This window comes from Sphingopyxis sp. LC363 (assembly GCF_000756385.1).
Lineage (GTDB): Bacteria > Pseudomonadota > Alphaproteobacteria > Sphingomonadales > Sphingomonadaceae > Sphingopyxis.
Genome location: NZ_JNFC01000009.1, coordinates 1 through 18,582 on the forward strand (window position 1 = coordinate 1; position 18,582 = coordinate 18,582).

Consider the following 18,582-nt stretch of genomic DNA (forward strand, 5'->3'; position numbering starts at 1 on the left):
CTTTTGACGTATTCCTCGTTGGATATCCTTAGCGCGGTACGGCCGCAGAGTCGACGGTTACGGGAGACTTGGCCGCGACACTTACGGCCGGGATCGGCTGCTGCTGTGTTGGCGGAGGGCGTAGCCCGGAGCCAACACAGCAGCAGCCGATGGCCTTTCAAATTCTGGGGTGCAGGGGGTTGCGGGAGCGAGCCTTATGGAGATCCTCAACTTGTCGCGGGCCGGACGGCGCGGTTGAGAGCAGCATAGTTTCGAGCCGCCCTGTTGAGATAGTATCGCAAGCTACGCCAGTCGGAATGCCCAAGTTCTTCTGCGGCGTCGATCAAGATCTGGTGGTCATCGAACAGGATGTCGGAACTCCCCTTTGCCAATGCATACAGCCGGAAGACGACTTCCTCCGCAAAGCAGGCACGCAATCGATGGCCGCTACCCCGAACGTCAGCCACGACGAAGGCATCCTTGACGATATCTCCGACTGCCTTGGCGGTTAATCCATCTTTGGTTTTCAGCGACAGCCACAAATATCCGTGAAACACCGGCCCGGAAGACTGCACCTTGGCGCGTTCCGACCATATAAAGTCGAGGGTCTGGTGGAGTAGTTGAAACGGCACCTTGATTTCGCGGGTCTTTCCGCCCTTCTCTATGATCTCTGCGGTGACGAATGTGCGGCCGCTCTGACGGAAGCGTTCCACCGCGCCGCGCATCTCCGTACGAGATTTCGATGATGTGCCTGCGCGCGTAAAATGTTCGTTGGGCGCGAGAATGCCCTCGGCGACCAGCGACGCCCGCAAGCGTTCGATCGTCAACGAGGCAACGCCCGCACGACGTAAGCCCACGTCTCGCATCCAGCGTGCGATCAGCCAGTTCCTCGCGGCGAGATAGGGATTATCCGGACTGGAAAGCACATCCAGCACCTGTTCGACCGCATCATCCGACGGCGTCGGGCGGCCACCGTTTTTGGCTTTTGCGCTATAACCGAACGTCACCTTGCCTGTGCTGGGGTCAGATAAACGGGCATCCAGACGCGCAACATAGTTTGCCGCGCGCCATTCCTCATGGCCCTGCGAGTAGCTGTGTTCCTGAAGCAGGTAACGATGGAAGCGTGAGATTACGTCGAGGCAGCGCGACAGGCGGCGACGCGTTCTGGCTCCCGGGTTTCCGAGCCTCAGACGTTCGAGTTCCGTTCCTGTCCAGCTGACAATCGAGTCGAGGCTTATGCTGCTCGTCGCGGGTTGCCCGAGTACGAAGTCCCACCAGGCGCAGAGAATATAAGCCTCATCTTCAATACTTCCCGGCGCCAGATGGCGCTGAACGGCCTGGGCGCGCAAATAGTCGAAGATCGGTTCGACCAACGCCCCGCCAGGATCGAGAACGAGCGGGAATCGCGGTAGACGATGCTTTTGCAGCACAAAGTCTTCGGATGCCCGCACGATCCTGGTACGGCCTAAGCTGGCCTTCATCGGATCGGCACAATGCGGGCGAGCTCGGATCGCGCTTCCGCAAGTTGGGCCTGGGCGATCTCCTTCAACTGTCGCTCACGGGTCAGAGCTTGTCCCATAAGTCGGTGCTCGCTGGAGAGGACAGCCATTTGCTGGGCGAGCGCCTGGACCTCTCGTTTCAGAGACTGAAGTTCCGTGCCCGGTCGTTGTACGGGTTTCAAGAGCTTGGCCGCAACCGTATCAAAACGCGCGCGCAATTCTGGATAATGACCGGACGGGGCCGGAGCTGCCAAATTGGGATTCGACCAGGCGGTGAGCCCCCGTTCCATATCGACCCAACGGGCAAGTTCTGCTGGCCCGCGTGGGCAATATTCTCCCTCCGGAAGGCCTCCCTTCGCAGCCCAGGATTCGAGCAATTCAACTTTGCGCTGAAAGGATTCCCTGGCAGCAGATGGTTTCATTTCTGATCGACTCCATGGAAACGGGCCAGGTGATCTTCGGCCGCTTGCCGTCTTTCGGCCATCCTGGCTGCCAGCACTGTTCCCGGGCACATGAGGCAAGCGCTATTGGCGCTTTCTATCACCTTTTCCCAGTATCTCCTGTTCTCGGCCAACTGCACATTGTGCGGGCATCCGGCGCAGATCAGATCTTCAGCGTACCGTAAATCGGGACCTTGGCGTCGTTGTGCCTCCGGATTCTTTCTTCGGGCCGCAATCACACAGCCCGCCACGCTGAGGTCCTTTTCCGAGTTACCACACGCGCAATAGGAATGGCCCTGGCCATTCGGTTCCAGACTTTGCGCCCCCGCAAACTCAATGAGCAGTCGATCGAATGTCGGCCCGTCTGCACCGTAGTCGCCGACCTCGGCGCGTGCTTGCCAATCAGCCTTGAGACGTTGAAGGTCGTTCAGGATCCTTGTCCCGGCCCTGCCGCTGAGTTGCTCATGACCATCGAGTGCCCGACGATAGATCTCGAGACGGAAGTCGAGGCCGACCTCCTCGAATGTTCGCAGCCTCAGGTCTTCGCGTGCAAGCGCACGCCTGGCCTGTTCAAGGTCTGCTCGGGCATGGTCGACAAGCTTGAAGAAACCTCCGAACCGCGCTTCGGTGATGTACGAACGGGTGCTGTCCGGATCATAGTGGCAAAGATATTGGGATAGGGCGGTCAGCGAGCGGTCCCGATACCGATAATAATAGACGACCGCGAAAAACCGACGGAACTGGTGTGGAGCGAAGGACCAATAAGTGCCGTCGGGAAGCGCAGGCACCTTCATCTCCTCGGCAAAGGCCAGCAAGCCGCGGCTGATGTTGGGGGTCTGGACCGACGGGGCCCTGGCGAATGGGTTGTGTAACTGTAGCAGCCACCGTGATCCGGATTCCTTGCGTGCGGTTGCACTCAGCCACATCAATATCTCCACGGCTTTTGCTACCGCCGCCGGGGCCGGAATCCGCTCCCGACCGCGGACGCTTTTGGCGATGAAGGTCTTGAGCCAAAGCTCACCGCCATCATCCTCCAGGCAATCATCTCGTAAGCTGAGAATTTCCTCGATCCTTCTTGCCGAGAAGGCCGCGATGACGATCACGCACGCAGTGGGAAGCAGGCGCAGGAAGATATGGTGGAGGCTGGTCGTGACATTGTTGATAGCCGCGCCATCGAAATGGCCGATGCTGGGAATGCCCAGTGCTCCATCCTCGCGCACATGCTTGAGCGCCGGACTGTTCCAGATGTCGTGGACCAGTTTTGCACGACGCCATTTGCCAGGCTCGTTCCTGAACCCTCGCTCGGCATGACGGACGTCATCGACAAGTGTCTTCAGATCGTCGGCGTAAAACAATACCCATCGAAGTGCGCGATCAATGAGAAAACAGGTTTGGGTTGCCGGCGCGGTCGGGGTTTTGGAAAGCGGTGCACCGAGCTTCCTGGCTAACCGGGCGGAGTCGATCCTTCTGTTGAATGGTCTATATCCAATCGGATCATGTGTGAGTTCTTCCTGGAGGCGGCCAAGTCGTTCCCAAACGCGCATATAGCGATCTAAGGATTGCCCACAGAATGTCTGATCTCTCTTGCGATTGTTTACCCGGTTATGAAGACAGGGGGTGATTTTGAGGCCGTTCTCAACGGCCCAATCAGCAAAAATCTTCGCCGCATTGTCCGATAGCTGTTTGCTATATTCGAAACCGGCCAGCCTGCTGGCCGCTTCGACGGAGAAAGTATTCGGGTCACTTTGTTGAACAGGCGGAGCGCGGCCGGCATGACGACATCTTTTAACGGCTTCTCGCGCCGCAGCTTCAGATCGGATCAGTCCTTCCATGCCGGCGTGCTTCAGGCTGTCGCAAAACTCCTCGAACCAGGCCTGTGTCAGATCCGACATGCCAGGAAGCCCACACGCGGTGCGCCAACGAAGGAATGCAACGAACCCCGCATATTCCTCCCGGATGGTCGAGGCAGAGCGGACCCAGGCATTCGGCCCGGTAAGCGCGTAATAGACGTATTTCTTGGCGGTAAGGAGATCTCGCCATTCGGCGTAGTCCGTCAGGCGTCGGTCTGGTGCGATCAAGATGTCGAACCGGATCGTCGTGCTCGCGTGCCGGCGTATCGTCGGGTTGTCGAGCTCAACCAACCAGGCATTATCCTCGAGAGTGCCGTCCTTGAGCCAGAGCGGCCTCGGGTTTTGCAGGAACTCGCAAAAGGCGGCAGCACCTGCCTCGCGGGCGTGTCGTGGCGGTTGATGGACCCGGCTCACCATAACTCGATGGCCCGCACAGTGCCCGCCGTCAGGCCGGCATCGACTTCGGCCTCCATCATCCTGAGAGCGCGACGGTGATGGGAGGACCGCAACCGATCAAGAATGACTTCGCAGAGAGCCTGGAAATTCAGCCAGACCTCGGCCCATCTTGCAGGATTGTTCGCCTTGAACGCTTCCTCCTGCCGGCCAAGAGATCGTTGGAAAAGGACAAGCGCCCGGATGCTATCGTTGCTCGGCCGGAACTGCCGGAAATGACAAGTCGCGCATTTGTCGATGGCCATGCAGGGTCCTGTATCCTCGTTGTTGGACGTCTTGGGGGCCGTGCAGAGAAAGCCCAGGCCCGTGGTTCTGGCGTGGTCCAAGGCGCTCTCGTGCGTCATCGATGTTCCAAGGGTATCGGCCGCTCCTTCGATGGGTTCGATGAGGCCCGCTTCTAATGCGGCTAGGAATGTCCGCATTTTTGAGGCAAGAAGGGCTTTGAACCACGGACGGCTCAGATACCGCATGGTGGTGGCTGAGTTCTTGTGCTGAGCCAATCGCGCCGCGACCGTATGTTCGAAATTGGCGCGCGCCGCTTCCAGTTGAAGGACCGTGGGCCGGATCATCTGGCGACGTAGCGGTAGCCGGCCAATGACGGGGTGCTCGAAATTCTCGGCCAGCATCGCCTGCCAGTGGTGATCGATGGCAGCGGTTGTCATCGGACCGATACGGTTGCGGTCGGATTTATATCCAGGCACGATCCAGAGCTTATCGGCAGTGGGCAATTCGAGGTATCGGGCCGTTGCCCGAATGCGCTCCGACAGCTTCTGCCAGGCGCGGATCGCTTCGGCACCGCTGAGATCGCCGTCGTTGTGGCGGACGTCAATGTCGGCGCCTTCCCAAAGGGTGCCTTCCTGGATTTCGCCACGGGCGCGCAATTTTGCCGCGGCGACGGTGATGATCCGGACTTTGCCCCGGTGAATATCACCGATGAAGGGATCTGCGGCGAGCCGGTCACAGGTCGATACATTGAATGCGGTGTCGATCATGACGATGGTTTGCGCAGCGAGCAGCAACCGAACGTTGCCCTCAACGTGACTGACGGCTTCCGTCCAGCCACCGAGCGCCGTGCCATGGCAGCCCAGCATCGTATTCTTCCAGTCGTTGAAACTCCGTCGATGCGGTTCCGCCAGCGCGAGATAGCGCACCATGATGGCCATGCCTCGCTGTCTGGCATTGGCACGATTCTCGTCGGAGAGCGTGGCTCTTCGGACGTGAAGCGCGCTCAATTCCTGGAGGAGGTCCTCTGGTGTCCGCGGTGTCGGTAGATCCCGCGCTGCTGTGAAAGCCTGACCAGTTTCCCACTTGGCTATTCCGGCGCGCAGAGTACGCACGCAGATTGCCCGCAGCGCATAAAGTCGTTCATCGTTGAGACGGATGACTTCGCGCCAGTCGAGCTGGTCGTATTTCGGTCGTACCCACCCTTGTAGATCCGTCGGCAGTTCGACCTTGTTGAGTTCGCCGAATGATGGAATGTTCCGTCCCGTCAGTTGCCCCCGGGCAACGGGTGTAAATCTACCGGGATCGCTCCAGAGGCCGGCGCGGGACAGCCGCCGCAGGCAACTGACAACGGCTTCGAGGAGAGCTTTCCTGGAAAGCAGGTTGGTGTTGTTGATGATTTCGAAGCACTCGATGTCGCGTAACCGTGACGCCCAAGCCTCGCCCACCTCGTACATGAGCATTTTCGTCAAGCGCTCTGACCGCCCGAGCTGGATCGAATTGAAGAATAGGGCCTCTGCAGATTCTGCGCATATTTCGGCCCTCAGAGCCACCCAGCGGAGAAAGCGGACGAACGCCCGAAAATAACCCGCAGTTGTCGACGCGGTACAGCCGATGAATTGCTGCTCCCACGCAGACGCGAGGCGCTTGGCCGCCGCGGTGCCATAGAGCGGAACCACCACGGCGAAATCGAAAATCCTGCCGTCGACCTTGACTTCGAAGCTGTCCAACGTACCCTCCAATCAAGCCTGTGAGGATACATATCGAGTCGAGCAGATTCGCTAAGCGGCTGTGTTGATAGCGAAAATCTGATTCGATATCGATCGCAAAACGCCAAAATGCTCCTTGACTTCGAAGCTGTCCAACGTACCCTCCAATCAAGCCTGTGAGGATACATATCGAGTCGAGCAGATTCGCTAAGCGGCTGTGTTGATAGCGAAAATCTGATTCGATATCGATCGCAAAACGCCAAAATGCTCCTCGAACCAGGCTGGCGCGCCGATCGCGCGGTCCAAGGGCTCGGCCGAACCAATCGGACCAACCAGGCACAGCCTCCGATCTTTCGCCCGGTGACGACCGATTGCCGCGGAGAACGCCGTTTCATCTCGACGATCGCGCGTCGGCTCGATGCGCTCGGCGCGCTTACCCGGGGACAGCGCCAGACTGGCGGGCAAAATCTCTTCGATCCGATGGACAATCTCGAAAGCGACTATGCCAAAGATGCGCTGCTGACCTGGTATCGACTCTTGCATCACGGTAAGCTGAAGAGCGTCACATTCGGCGATTTCTGTCACCGTACCGGGCTGCGCCTCGAATATGAGGGTGAGCTGGTCGACAAGCTGCCGCCCATCCAGCGGTGGCTTAACCGCATTCTTGCCCTGCCGATTGCGATCCAGAATGCGATCTTTGACGAGTATCTCGGGCTTGTCGAAACTCGCATCGATACCGCGAAAAAGGCTGGCACCTTCGATGCCGGAGTCGAAACCATCCGCGCCGACAAGCTGACGATCGCCGACGAAATAATCCTCCGCGGCGGGGCGGACACCTCGACCTCGACACGGCTCCTCACTGTGGAGGCTGAGTGGCAGCGCGACGTGCGCTCGCTGGCGGATGTGTCCGCACTGGCCGATCGTTTCGGCAACCGGGCGCTGCGCTTGCGCAACGGCCGTTCGGGTAAGGTTGCGCTGCAGACGCCGGCACGGACGCGCGTTACCGATACGGGCGAGGCCGTGGCGACTTGGCAGCTCACACGGCCCGGGCATCGCCAATACATCACTGCCGGTGACCTCGAAGAGAGCATGTGGGAGCCCGCCGACTTCGGGACATTCGAAATATGCTGGAAGGCCGAGTGCGATGAACTCGTCCAGGAGCCGAACCGCGAACGCTTCTTCCTCGCGGTTGGCCGCTTGCTTCCAATCTGGAATCTGCTGGGCGATGATCCTGAAGTTCGTCGCCTCGTGACCGCCGACGGGCGTGCGCTGCTTGGGCGTATTGTCCCGCGCGGCGATGTGAATACATTGCTCGGCAAGCTCGGCATAACTGGCGCCATCAGTCTAACACCGGAAGAAATTGTTGCGGCCGCCTGGGAAGGCAAGACGGTGGCGATCGGCAACAACACCGGTTTGACGCTCCAGCGAAGACGCGTGAATGGGGAATCGCGCCTCGAGCTCAGCGGATTTGATCCCCGGTCTTTGCCGACGCTAAAGGCTCAAGGCTGTTTCACGGAGATCATCCAGTTCAAGACCCGAATGTTCATCCCGGTGTCACGAGCTGCCGACATTGTCTCGGCGCTCTCTGCTAAATGAACCAGCAATCCGAAGGTAGTCCAGGAAGCAGTGGCGGCCAACAATAGAGGCATATTGTCGGAGTCGTCCGCGGTAGTCCTTGAAATGTCAACGTGTCTTCATTTGATAGCATTATAGACTTACACCCCTGTAAATTGTTGAAGTGTCAAATCATGGCACTTTCCAGCAGGCTCTCTCGCAGGTATAATGCAAAAACTGCTTGCAGGACGGCTCGCCAGTGGGGATTAGGGCACCGGTCGCAACCTAACCAGGAAAAGTCAAATGAACGATGTTCCCCAGGACACGGGTGATCTTCTCACCCTCACCGCAGATATTGTTGCCGCGCATGTTGGGAACAATAGTGTCGCAATATCAGATCTTTCCCTTCTAATCACCAACGTGCATGCCGCACTCTCCGGACTATCGCATCCCGCTGAAAAGCCGGAAGAGCCGCTTGTGCCGGCGGCTTCAATTCGGTCGTCGGTGAAACCCGACTACATCGTATGTCTTGAAGACGGAAAGAAGCTTAAAATGCTTCGCCGACACCTTATGACTCATTATGGGCTGACGCCCGAAGACTATCGGGCAAAATGGGGCCTGCCTGCCGATTATCCGATGGTCGCACCAAGCTATGCCGAGAAGCGGCGGGTGCTGGCAAAAGAAATCGGGCTCGGCACGAAGGGACGGGGTGGCGGCCGTAAACCTGCGCGCGGTGCCGCCAAACCGGCTGCAAAGCGCGCCTGATCACCAATCTGGCTGGCGAGGCGGCCTATGGCGCAGCCTCGCCACCACTTCCTGCCATTCCGCCTCATCGCGCGGCCCAAATTCAACCGTCGGAGCTTCCGACGTTGCCCCGACCTCGACCGGTCGGCGCCGGCAGATAGTGCAGCGCATATGCTCGATGACGTCTGTCGGCCGACTATCCCATCGGTGAAGAGCAAACCAACGCCACAATATTCCGCCGTCCACGACGCCCTGATGGCCACAGAATCCGCATCGCACCGCGACATTTGAGCGGTTTCGCCTGATCTCTTCGAGCGATTCAAAACTCCCAGCCACACACTCTTCCATAGGGGGACAGCGCCAGCGCGCAATGACCCGCGCTGCGCGGAACTATGGCGCGCCTTTGGCACGCCAAGGATGAGAGGGGAGGGGGAAGGAAGGGGGCGAGGCCCCTTGGGAGTTAAGCCCATGAACCGGGTCTCGGTTGTCACCGGAGATTCATCATGCAGAACCAGCCGATTCCTTTCAACAAGCTCCGCCTCTCGCCGGCCAATGCCCGCAAAACCTTTACCCAAGCCGGTATCGATGCCCTCGCGGTTTCGATCGACGCATATGGACTTCTTCAACCGGTCATCGTCAGCCCGGCTACCGACAAGAAGTCGTTCTTCGACGTTCATGCGGGCGGCCGACGCTGGCGCGCGATCGCGCAGCTCATCAAGAGCGGCAAGCTGCCAAAGAATGCGATGGTCGATGCGCGTGTGTGCAATGACGAAGCCGCCGCGCTCGCCGAAGAGATCAGTTTGGCCGAGAACATCATCCGCGAAGCCATGTCTCCCGCCGATGAATGCCGCGGTTATCGAGCGGCCATGGACAAGGGCGAAAGCGAAGAAGAACTCGCGCGGCGCATGGGCGTCACGGTTCGTCACGTTCAGGGGCGCCTCCGCCTCGCCGATCTTGCAGAGCCGATCTTCGACGCCCTTGCCGAAGGGAAAATCACCCTCGACGTCGCCAAGGCTTACGGCAGCACCTCCGATCGGGACACCCAGCTCGCAGCCTGGAATGTTTTCAAGGATAGCTGGCAAGGCGACCAGCCGCACACGATCCGGCGCTATGTCAACGACAGCGCGATCGAGGCGAACAGCGCGGTTGCTAAACTGGTCGGTGAGGAGGAGTATCTCGCCGCCGGTGGCCGCATCGAACGTGACCTCTTCGCCGGCGAGGGCGAAGGTCAATGGCTTGATCGCCCGATCGCCGAAGACATCGCACGCAGGAAGCTCGAGCAAGCTGCAGACGCCATGGCCGTCGGCACACTGGGATGGGTTCGGGTTCTCCTAGCCCAGCATGTTCCCCATTCGGCGACCGAAGGCTTGCACGACTATTACATCCGGCGCGGCGAGCTGAGCGAAGAAGACCAGGCCCGCATGATCGCGATCGAAGAGCGTCTGCAGTCGATCGAAGAAGAACTGGAGGATGCAACCGATCCGGACGTGATTTCACGTCTCGAAGCGGAGAATGAAGCGCTGGACGCCGAGCACACCGAGATCGACAAACGCAGCTATGTCATTCCGGAAGACGAACGACCGCATGTTGGAAAGTTCGTGGTGCTCGCCAGCGATGGCACCCCGAAGGCGTCGCACCGCTACTTTTCGACGAAGGCCCTCAAGCGCGAAAAGCAGTCGCAAAAGGTCACCGGCGGCGGTGCTGACCGCGCTGCCCTGGAGGACGCTCTTCCCCGGTCGCTCGAGGAGCAGCTTGCCAAGGAACGGCGTGACGTGTTGGCGTTGCACATCGCCCATGATCCCGCACTCGCGCTCGATCTGACCATCTTCCGCCTCGCGCGGAAATTTACGGGCCACGCCGCTTACAACGACACGGGCGTCATGGTGACGATCGGCGAGCTCTTTGACCCCGCCGGCGTCCCCGCCGCCCATTCAACGGCCGCACAAGATGGCCTCGACGCGGTCCGCTCCGGTCTTCCGTGCGATTGGGCAGGCGCCGACGACAGTTTCAGCGCGTTCATGGCGTTCCGCGAACTCGACGAAACGGACAAGGCAGCATGGCTTGCGTTTGCCGTCAGTCAAAGCCTTCAGGCGAGCCTCGCCAGCGGCGATCGCGCTAACCGCTTCCAATCCGAGCTTGGCGCGCTGCTCGAAATCGATACCGCCGAACACTGGCGGCCGAGCGCGGATGTCTTCTTCGACAAGATCCGCAAGCCGCAGATTCTGTCGATCCTGGGCAAGCTCGATCCCGAGCTTCCGGGTCGCTACGCCAGCGAAAAGAAGGCCGCCCTATCGTCTGCGGCCGCAAAACTCTGCGCCGGCGAAGCCATCGTCACGCCTGAGGTGAAGGCGCGGGCGCAGAGCTGGATCCCGGACGTCATGATGTTTCGCGCTGCCGGGACCCCGGATGAACCGGAAGCGCCGCTGGTCGACGATGACAGCAGCGAAGAGCAACCTGCCATCGATGACGCTGATGACGAGCAAGCCGACGAGGCCAACCCTGCCGTGAACGAGGTCGACCAGACCGAGGCCATTTTGGCCGACGCAGCCTGAGGCATCGCTGGGCGGCGCGGAAGCAAGGGTCTCGACTTCCAGTTGGAAGCCTGCCTCCGCGCCGCTGTCGACATTCTGAAATTTCTCTATTGGAGTCAACAAGATGCCCGATTGTGCATTTGCATCGATCGTCATCGGCGGCCGCGTGTCCGCCGACGACTTTATCACGCTCTGTCATCTGATCGTCTGTGAGGGTCTTTCCCGCGAGGAGGATGGAGAGGAATTCTCGCCAGAACTTCGAAGTGAAGGCCAGCCACTTCGCCTGTTCGACCATCAAGCGATCGGCGGGCGTTTCGGCGCTCTGGAAGAATGGTGTGAGGATCGCGGCCTTCCGTTCACACGGACGTGCGCCGGCTATCCGGGAGGCTGGCGCGCCGAACGTGTCGTTTTCACGGGGCGCGGTCCCGTGGAAGATTATCCGGCGGACAACGATGGGAACGTCGTCGCTACCAGCGAGACTGTCAAAGCACATGAACACATCTCGACGCTGCGCGCCTGGTTCGCCGCCGCCGAATTCAAGATTCCCCCGCTGGTGATCACCTCCGAAGACGTCACGTCGCCCCGCGACATTTCCCGCGCGAGCGCGGGAAGGGAGGAAAGTGGGGGAGGAGGCGGCGAGCACCGCTCGCAGCTTCAGAAAGGACCAGCGACATGAAACCTCGTCACGATATCTATCAAACCATCACCGCCGAGCTAGCCGCTGCGATCGACGCCGGCGCCGGCCAGTGGCGTATGCCCTGGCACCATGACGGCGGGACGCTGATGCGGCCGACGAGTGCTGTCGGACGCGCTTATACCGGCATCAACCGCCTCGTCCTTTGGGCCTCTGCTGAAGCTCAAGGCTTTCAATCCGGCACCTGGGCAACCTACCGTCAGTGGACTGAGGTCGGCGCACAGGTGCGCCGCGGCGAAACCGGTACGCACGTCATTCTGTGGAAAAAGCAGGAGCGTGACGAACCCACGTCGGCGGATTCCGATGGCGAGGAACGCAGCGCCCGCTTCTTTGCTCGGAGCTTTGTCGTCTTCAACCAATCGCAGGTCGATGGCTCGCCCGAACGGACACTGGCAAGCGCACGGCCGATCGGCGAAACAGCCGCCTCTGCGAAACTGTTCCTCGAAAGCGTTGGCGTCCCTGTGCACTACGGCCCTTGGGACGCGTATTTTCGGCCCGATGAGGACCGCGTCTACATGCCCGACCGCGAAGCCTTCGACAGCGACGAAGGCTTCATTTCGACGCTCGGACATGAAATCGTTCATTCGACGGGAAGCGCGCAGCGCCTCGCCCGCGAAACGCTTCGGGACTATTTCAAGGATCGGACCATCCGGGCCCGCGAAGAGCTGGTTGCCGAGATCGGCGCCAGCTTCTTGATGGCCGACCTTGGTCTGGGCTATTCGCCAAGGGCGGATCACGCTGCTTATGTCTCGAGCTGGTTGACGGCGCTTGGCAACGACACGCGGGCGATCTTTCGCGCGGCCGCCGCGGCACAAGCGGCAACGGACTGGATCCACGCTCATGCCGCCTCAGCCCTCCCGATAGCGGCTTGATCGATGAGCGCGCCTTCACTTCGCACCCATCGGTTGCTCATCCTCGCCTGTTCCGCGACAAAGCGGCAAGATGACGGCTATATGCCCGCCATCGACCGCTATGACGGACCGCTTTGGCAAACGGTCCGTTGCCATGCGGGCGATCGCAAGATGCTGAAAATCACCGTGCTGTCCGCACGATATGGTTTCCTCGACTCCAGGTCGCCGATCCAGAACTACGGCACCCATTTTACTGGAGAGTTCGCGGATCGGATGATGGGCGGTGGACTGGGCCACGCTGGTCACGGCCGCCTCTTCCCTCAAGCCGGACAATTTCGGGATCGGCGCGGCTTGCGAGATGGCTTTGCTCAGGGCGCATGGCGATCGGCCTTTCACCGTTTTCCCCTTCGACTGGTATCAGTTTTAACACCAACTGCCGAACCTAACCTATGACCTAAAGCGTGGCGAGGCCATTGGAGGGTGTTTAGGCGTCGCGCACTCATGTCTGCCTATGACACAAAATCTACGGTTAGCGTTCAACGAACCGTAGATGCAGAGCGGGATAAACCCTATCCAAATAAGACGCCTACGCCGGGATCTCGACTCGTCACACGAGATGAGCAAGCGAATGGAATTGATGCTCAGCATAGCTGCTCATATTGGTATTGAAATGGTATATAACTGTGTTATTGTCGAGACAGGTTTGAAGAGGGGAGTGAGCAAAATGGGACGGATAAAAGGCGGATTCCTGCGTTGCGGGTCGGCGATAGCTTCAGCGATTGCGCTCATGTCAGCAAGTGCCGTGTTTGCGCAAGAAACCGATAGCACAACGAGCGAAGCGCGCGCGGAGACGGACATCATCGTCACCGGCACGCGTGTCCGTACGCCCGGCCTGACCTCCACCAGCCCGATCAGCGCGGTGGAGGGTGAGCAGATTTCGCTTCAACGGGCGGTCACGATCGAAGACTTCTCGGTCAAGATGCCGCAGCTCGCGGGCGGCGTGAACTCGACATCGGTGGGCAGCGACGCATTCGGCGCGCAGACCCTGGACCTGCGTAACCTCGGGCAGAACCGCACCCTCGTACTGATCAACGGAACGCGCGCCATTCCGTTCAGCTTCCGCAATGCGGTCGATGTCAACTCGATCCCGGCTCCCTTGCTCAAGCGCGTCGATGTGCTCACCGGCGGCGCTGCAGCGGTCTATGGCGCGGACGCCGTGGCAGGGGTCGTGAACTTCATCATCGATGATTCGTTTGAAGGGTGGCAGGCGAACGCAAATTATCGAGCGGTGTCGGGTGGAGCTTCGCAATTCGGTGGCCATGTGATGGGCGGCATGTCGCTCGGCGGCCGCGGCAATCTGGTGGTCTATGGCGAATACACCGAGCGCGACCCACTGCTGGCCGCGCACCGCGCCTTTGCGCGGCGCGGCGTGGCGACGTTGCCGATCGGCGGCAATTTCACCGACGTGGCGAGCGGTAGGACCTTTTCCTACGATGCGTTGGGCAATTTCACGCTGACGCCGCAATCGACCGACTACACCCCCGATTTCCTGCTCGTCCAGCCGTTGCGGCGCATCAACGCGAGCGCTTTTCTGAAATATGACGTGTTTGACAATGTCGAGCTCTATGGCCGCCTGATGTACTCCGACCTGCGGACGCGCGGCGGCAGCCGGTCGGGGCAGAATCCTCCGACCACAGGGGCCAATGGGATCAACGTCCAGATCGCCGAGAATAATCCATTCCTCGACCCCCAAGCGCGGGCGCGGCTGACCTTCGTCAACGGTTTCGCTACCGTCAACGTCCGGCGCTCGCTCGGCGAACTCGGTGTGACCTATGCGCAGAACAATCGCGAAACCATCCAGGGCCTGATCGGGCTACGTGGCAACATCACGCCTGCAATCAGCTGGGATGCCTATTATCAGCATGGCCAGTCCAAGGAATCGATCGTCGTCAAGGGCGACGGGACGCGGTCCGCCTTTGCCGGCCTAGCTAACACGACCGACATCTTCGGGCCGGGCGGTGACTTCACCAGCGTGCTGCGCGATTTCAATTTCGGCAACCGCAAACGCACGCAGCAGGTGGCATCCGCCTATGTTGCCGGCGATACGAGCGACTTCTTCGCTGGATGGGCAGGACCGATCGGCTTCACCGCAGGCTATGAATTCCGCCGAGAAACCGGCCGGTTTGTCTATGGCGCTGACCTCGGGACGTCGTTCAACCAGGGAACCGAATCGGCGCCGCTGGTTCCGCCCTTCGTCAAGGTGAACGAATTGTTCGGCGAACTAATCGTCCCCTTGCTGTCGGATTTACCGCTGGTCCAAAAGCTGACCGTCGAAGGCGCGTATCGTCGATCCTGGTATGAAAAATCGGTGGGCGCCGACCGGCGCTACGATACGAACAAGCTTGGCATCAACTGGATCGTCTCCGACGACCTACGGCTGCGCGGCACGCGCCAAACCGTCATTCGCGACGCCAATATTGGCGAATTCGCTAACCCAGTCTTTTCGATTCCCTTCGCTAATCTACGTACGGTTGCACGTCTTTTTCCGCGCTATGCCGGGGATCCGTGCGTGGGCGCGACCAATTCGGCGACGATCACGCAATGTACGGCGCAGGGATATCGGGGAGCCTATGATTCCAACAACCCCGCAAATCTGCAGGGCGGCTATTTCTTCGGTGGCAACGCGAACATCGAAGCCGAAAGGGGCAAAACTTACACGCTTGGCGGCGTCTTCACCCCGACCTTCCTGCGTGGTCTCAATCTTTCGGTGGACTGGTACAAGATCGATATTCGCAACGCGGTCGGCCAGATCCAACCCGTCGATGCGCTTACGAGCTGCTACATTACCGATCCAACGCCGGGCAATCCACTCTGCGCCGCAGTAACCAGGGATCCAACCACCGGTTACATCCTCAATGCCTTTGTCGATGATCGAAACCTTGCGCTTATCAAGCAGCAAGGCATCGACATCGACTTCCGTTATGGATTCGATCTCGATTTCGGTCCGCCGGAGAGCCGGCTCACCCTCGGCTATACGGCGAGCATCGTCACCAAATATTCGATCCAGCGTAACGCCGCGCTAACTCCCGTCGATTGCAAGGGAACCTATGGCGCTGCCTGTTCATCGGACCTTGTGACGCTGGTTGCACCAGATTTCCGGTCGCGCGCTACGATCACCTGGGACAGCAAGCCGTTGACGGTCCAGTTCGGATGGAAACGCATCGGATCGGTTCGCGATTCGACCGCGGGTAGCACCGGTCGGATTCCTGCTTATGATTATTTCGACCTGAACCTGGCGGTTCGTCCGCCCGTCGAGGGGCTGACCCTAGCCTTCGGGATCGACAATCTCTTTGACAAGAAGCCGCCGCTACCGGTCAATCCCGGGGCATACAATACATTCCCGGATACTTACGACGTGCTGGGAACCACCTTTGGCTTCTCCGTCACCCTAAGGCGGTGAGGGCGTGGAGTGGAGGCATTGTAGACACCTAGCCTCCATTCCACCAGGGCGAGTTGTCCAAGGCGCGGCGCATCAGACGATTTCTCAGGTCTGACGTCCGCGCCTCACCGCCATCCGGGGACATTATGCACACGTTACAATTTACTTCGCTGGATTGGTCGATTCTGATCGGATATGTCCTGATCCTCGCTATCGCCGGCTATGCCTCAACGCGGCGCAACATGCAGAATGCGGATGATTATTTTCTGGCCAGCCATCGCGCGCCAACATGGCTGGTTGCGGTGTCGGTTCTGTCGACCGTGCAATCGACAGCAACATTTCTGGGGGTCCCCGACAATAGCTTCAGGGGCAATTATACCTATCTGACGAGCGTGATCGGCGCGCTGATCGGCGCGTGGCTTGTTGCCGCCATCCTGATGCCGCGCTTTTATGCGATGGGCGCCACCACCGTCTATGAACTGCTCGAGGCCCGGTTCAGCCCGGCCGCTCGCCGAGCGGCAGGCGCCATGTATCTGGTCGGGCGGGTGTTTGCCAGTGGGGCGCGCCTCTATCTTGCTGCGATCGCCGTTTCGATGATCCTCTTCCTCGACGTCGCGCCCGAGCATATCATCATCGCCTCGTTTGTTTTGCTGGTCTTCGGCCTCGCCTTCACTTTTATGGGCGGCCTCAATTCTGTGATCTGGAGCGACCTGGTCCAAGTCGTGCTTTATGTCGGAGCGGCGATCTTCGTCGTCCTGTTCCTGCTGTCCAAGATTCCTGCGCCGGCCGCCGATATCTATACCGCGCTTGCGCATCCTCCCTCCGGAGCGAGCAAGTTGCAGGTCCTTGACTGGACGCTCGACCTCGGCACGCCCTTTTCGGTTCTGGCGGCAGTGACGGGGATGGTCCTGATCAACGCGGCGAATTCGGGTCTCGACCAAGATACGACGCAGCGCCTGCTCGCCTGCGATTCGGCGAAACAGGGCAGCCGCGCCCTCTACTGGTCCGTTCTGGCATCGATCCCCGTCATCCTGATCTTCCTCTTCATCGGCTCGCTGCTCTACATCTTCTATGAACGCCCCGACCTGATGGCGGCCATCCCGGGACAGATCGCGCCGACATTCCAGGGCGAAAAAATCACCGTTTTCATGAGCTTCATCCTGAGCGAAATCCCGCCCGGGTTGCGTGGGTTCGTAACGGTTGGCGTCATCGCCGCCGCCGCCATCAATTCGGGCCTGATCTCAATGGCCGCCGTAGCAATCAACGACTTCTACCGTCCTTTCATCGAGCGCAAGAGACCGCGCGACGAGCGTCACTTCATCCTCGCGGGGCGGCTTGCGACAGTTTTGCTGGGCGTCCTCCTCTTCCTGATGTCCATCGTCTGCTTCTATTGGCAGCGATACAGCGACATTCCCCTGCTCGAATTTGTCCTAGGAGTGATGGCATTCGCCTATTCAGGATTGCTAGGAGTCTATATAACAGCGGTGTTTTCAAAGCGCGGATCAACGGCGTCGGTCATCGCGGCCCTAGCGGTCGGCTTCATCGTCGTCATGCTGTTTCAACCGTTCACGATCGACGTGCTTGGCTTGCCCGAAGCACTAAAGAAAATCGCTTTCCCGTGGCACTTGTGCGTTGGCGTGACAGTTTCCACGCTGGTTTGCCTCATCGGCAACGCGAACAAGAAAGAGAGAAGCACAGATGCCGGGTACTGAAGCGATTGACCCACGTTATGCCGAAATCGACAATTGGCCGACGATCGACGCCGTGACCGCAATGATCGAGGGGCAACGAGAAGCGATCGAAGCCTTGAACAGCCAAGCGGATGCGATTGCCGCGGCGTGCGCAGCGGCCGCGCAGCGGCTTTTGTCTTCGCAAGGACGCCTGATCTATGTCGGCGCCGGGACATCCGGCCGCGTCGCGGTTCAGGACGGTGTCGAACTGACGCCTACCTTCGGCTGGCCGGAAGAGCGATTGCTGTATCTTCTGGCGGGCGGGCTCCCGGCACTCATCGAGAGCGCCGAAGGTGCCGAAGACGATGTTGCCGATGCCGAGAGGCAGATTGCCGAGCACGCCGTGAACGCGGCCGATGTCGTGGTAGCGGTGGCGGCGAGCGGGCGTACTCCGTTCACTTTGCGGGCAATCGAGGTTGCGCGGGCGCGCGGGGCGCTTACGATCGCGATCGCGAACAATGCATCGACGCCGATCCTCGAAGCCGCGCTGCACCCCATCTTGCTCGGCACCGGAAGCGAGATCATCAGCGGGTCGACGCGCATGAAGGCTGGCACGGCCCAGAAGGCCGCCGTCAACATCATCTCGACGACTATCATGCTGAAGCTCGGCAAGGTCTATCAGGGCCAGATGGTCGACATGATTGTCTCGAACGCGAAATTGCAGCGGCGGGCGGCCGGAATCGTACAGATGCTGACGAGTTGCTCCGAGGAAGAAGCCATGGCTGCCCTCAAACGGGGCGAAAACAGCATCTCCAAGGCGGTCCTCATCGCAAAAGGCAATACCCCCGAGGGGGCGGCAAAGCTTCTCGGAGACAACGGCGGAATATTGGGCAAGGCCATCGCAGCGCTCGGGGAGAAATGAAATGGCGCGATGTCGCAGAGCGATT

13 protein-coding genes are annotated in these 18,582 nt (G+C 59.8%); 9 read left to right on the forward strand and 4 right to left on the reverse strand.

The features are described 5' to 3' along the window. Positions 1–206: 206 nt before the first annotated feature. Genes FG95_RS04400 through FG95_RS04415 form a run of 4 tightly spaced genes read right to left on the reverse strand, consistent with a single transcriptional unit; the run spans position 207 to position 6,173 of the window. Entirely contained in the window at positions 207–1,460 is a 1,254-nt protein-coding gene (locus tag FG95_RS04400; protein WP_037554234.1) for a site-specific integrase, read from the reverse strand. Continuing rightward, positions 1,457–1,900: a hypothetical protein gene (locus FG95_RS20440; RefSeq protein WP_152567572.1), complete on the reverse strand. Its 444-nt coding sequence runs from the start codon at positions 1,898–1,900 to the stop codon at positions 1,457–1,459. Before FG95_RS20440 ends, FG95_RS04400 begins: the two co-directional genes overlap by 4 nt. Then, positions 1,897–4,185, reverse strand: a complete 2,289-nt coding sequence (locus FG95_RS04410; RefSeq protein ID WP_037554237.1) for a site-specific integrase — start codon at positions 4,183–4,185, stop codon at positions 1,897–1,899. The genes FG95_RS20440 and FG95_RS04410 overlap by 4 nt, the downstream gene beginning before the upstream one ends. Continuing rightward, positions 4,179–6,173, reverse strand: coding sequence for a hypothetical protein (locus tag FG95_RS04415; RefSeq protein ID WP_054946292.1), 1,995 nt, complete (start codon positions 6,171–6,173; stop codon positions 4,179–4,181). Before FG95_RS04415 ends, FG95_RS04410 begins: the two co-directional genes overlap by 7 nt. A gap of 165 nt (positions 6,174–6,338) precedes the next feature. Here FG95_RS04415 and FG95_RS04420 point away from each other — a divergent pair, with 165 nt between their 5' ends. From FG95_RS04420 to FG95_RS04455, 9 genes are all read left to right on the forward strand, one after another. Continuing rightward, complete coding sequence (locus tag FG95_RS04420) at positions 6,339–7,748, forward strand: strawberry notch C-terminal domain-containing protein (RefSeq protein WP_268746856.1); 1,410 nt, start codon at positions 6,339–6,341, stop codon at positions 7,746–7,748. A gap of 261 nt (positions 7,749–8,009) precedes the next feature. Then, entirely contained in the window at positions 8,010–8,471 is a 462-nt protein-coding gene (locus FG95_RS04425; RefSeq protein ID WP_037554241.1) for a MucR family transcriptional regulator, read from the forward strand. Between the two features lie 482 nt (positions 8,472–8,953). Continuing rightward, a complete protein-coding gene (locus tag FG95_RS04430) occupies positions 8,954–11,002 on the forward strand; it encodes a ParB/RepB/Spo0J family partition protein (RefSeq protein WP_052182079.1) in 2,049 nt (682 codons plus the stop codon). Between the two features lie 103 nt (positions 11,003–11,105). Further along, complete coding sequence (locus FG95_RS04435; protein WP_052182080.1) at positions 11,106–11,657, forward strand: hypothetical protein; 552 nt, start codon at positions 11,106–11,108, stop codon at positions 11,655–11,657. Beyond that, a complete protein-coding gene (locus FG95_RS04440) occupies positions 11,654–12,547 on the forward strand; it encodes an ArdC family protein (RefSeq protein WP_037511914.1) in 894 nt (297 codons plus the stop codon). The genes FG95_RS04435 and FG95_RS04440 overlap by 4 nt, the downstream gene beginning before the upstream one ends. A gap of 81 nt (positions 12,548–12,628) precedes the next feature. Continuing rightward, positions 12,629–12,979 (forward strand): hypothetical protein, encoded by a 351-nt coding sequence (locus FG95_RS20895; RefSeq protein WP_176473679.1) that lies wholly within the window; start codon positions 12,629–12,631, stop codon positions 12,977–12,979. A 175-nt stretch (positions 12,980–13,154) separates the two neighbouring features. Next, positions 13,155–15,986, forward strand: a complete 2,832-nt coding sequence (locus tag FG95_RS04445; RefSeq protein ID WP_161785621.1) for a TonB-dependent receptor plug domain-containing protein — start codon at positions 13,155–13,157, stop codon at positions 15,984–15,986. Positions 15,987–16,111: 125 nt separating this feature from the next. Then, positions 16,112–17,677, forward strand: a complete 1,566-nt coding sequence (locus FG95_RS04450; RefSeq protein WP_037511917.1) for a sodium:solute symporter — start codon at positions 16,112–16,114, stop codon at positions 17,675–17,677. Further along, on the forward strand, positions 17,664–18,557 hold the full coding sequence (locus tag FG95_RS04455) for an N-acetylmuramic acid 6-phosphate etherase (protein ID WP_037511919.1): 894 nt from the start codon (positions 17,664–17,666) through the stop codon (positions 18,555–18,557). The genes FG95_RS04450 and FG95_RS04455 overlap by 14 nt, the downstream gene beginning before the upstream one ends. Positions 18,558–18,582: the final 25 nt, after the last annotated feature.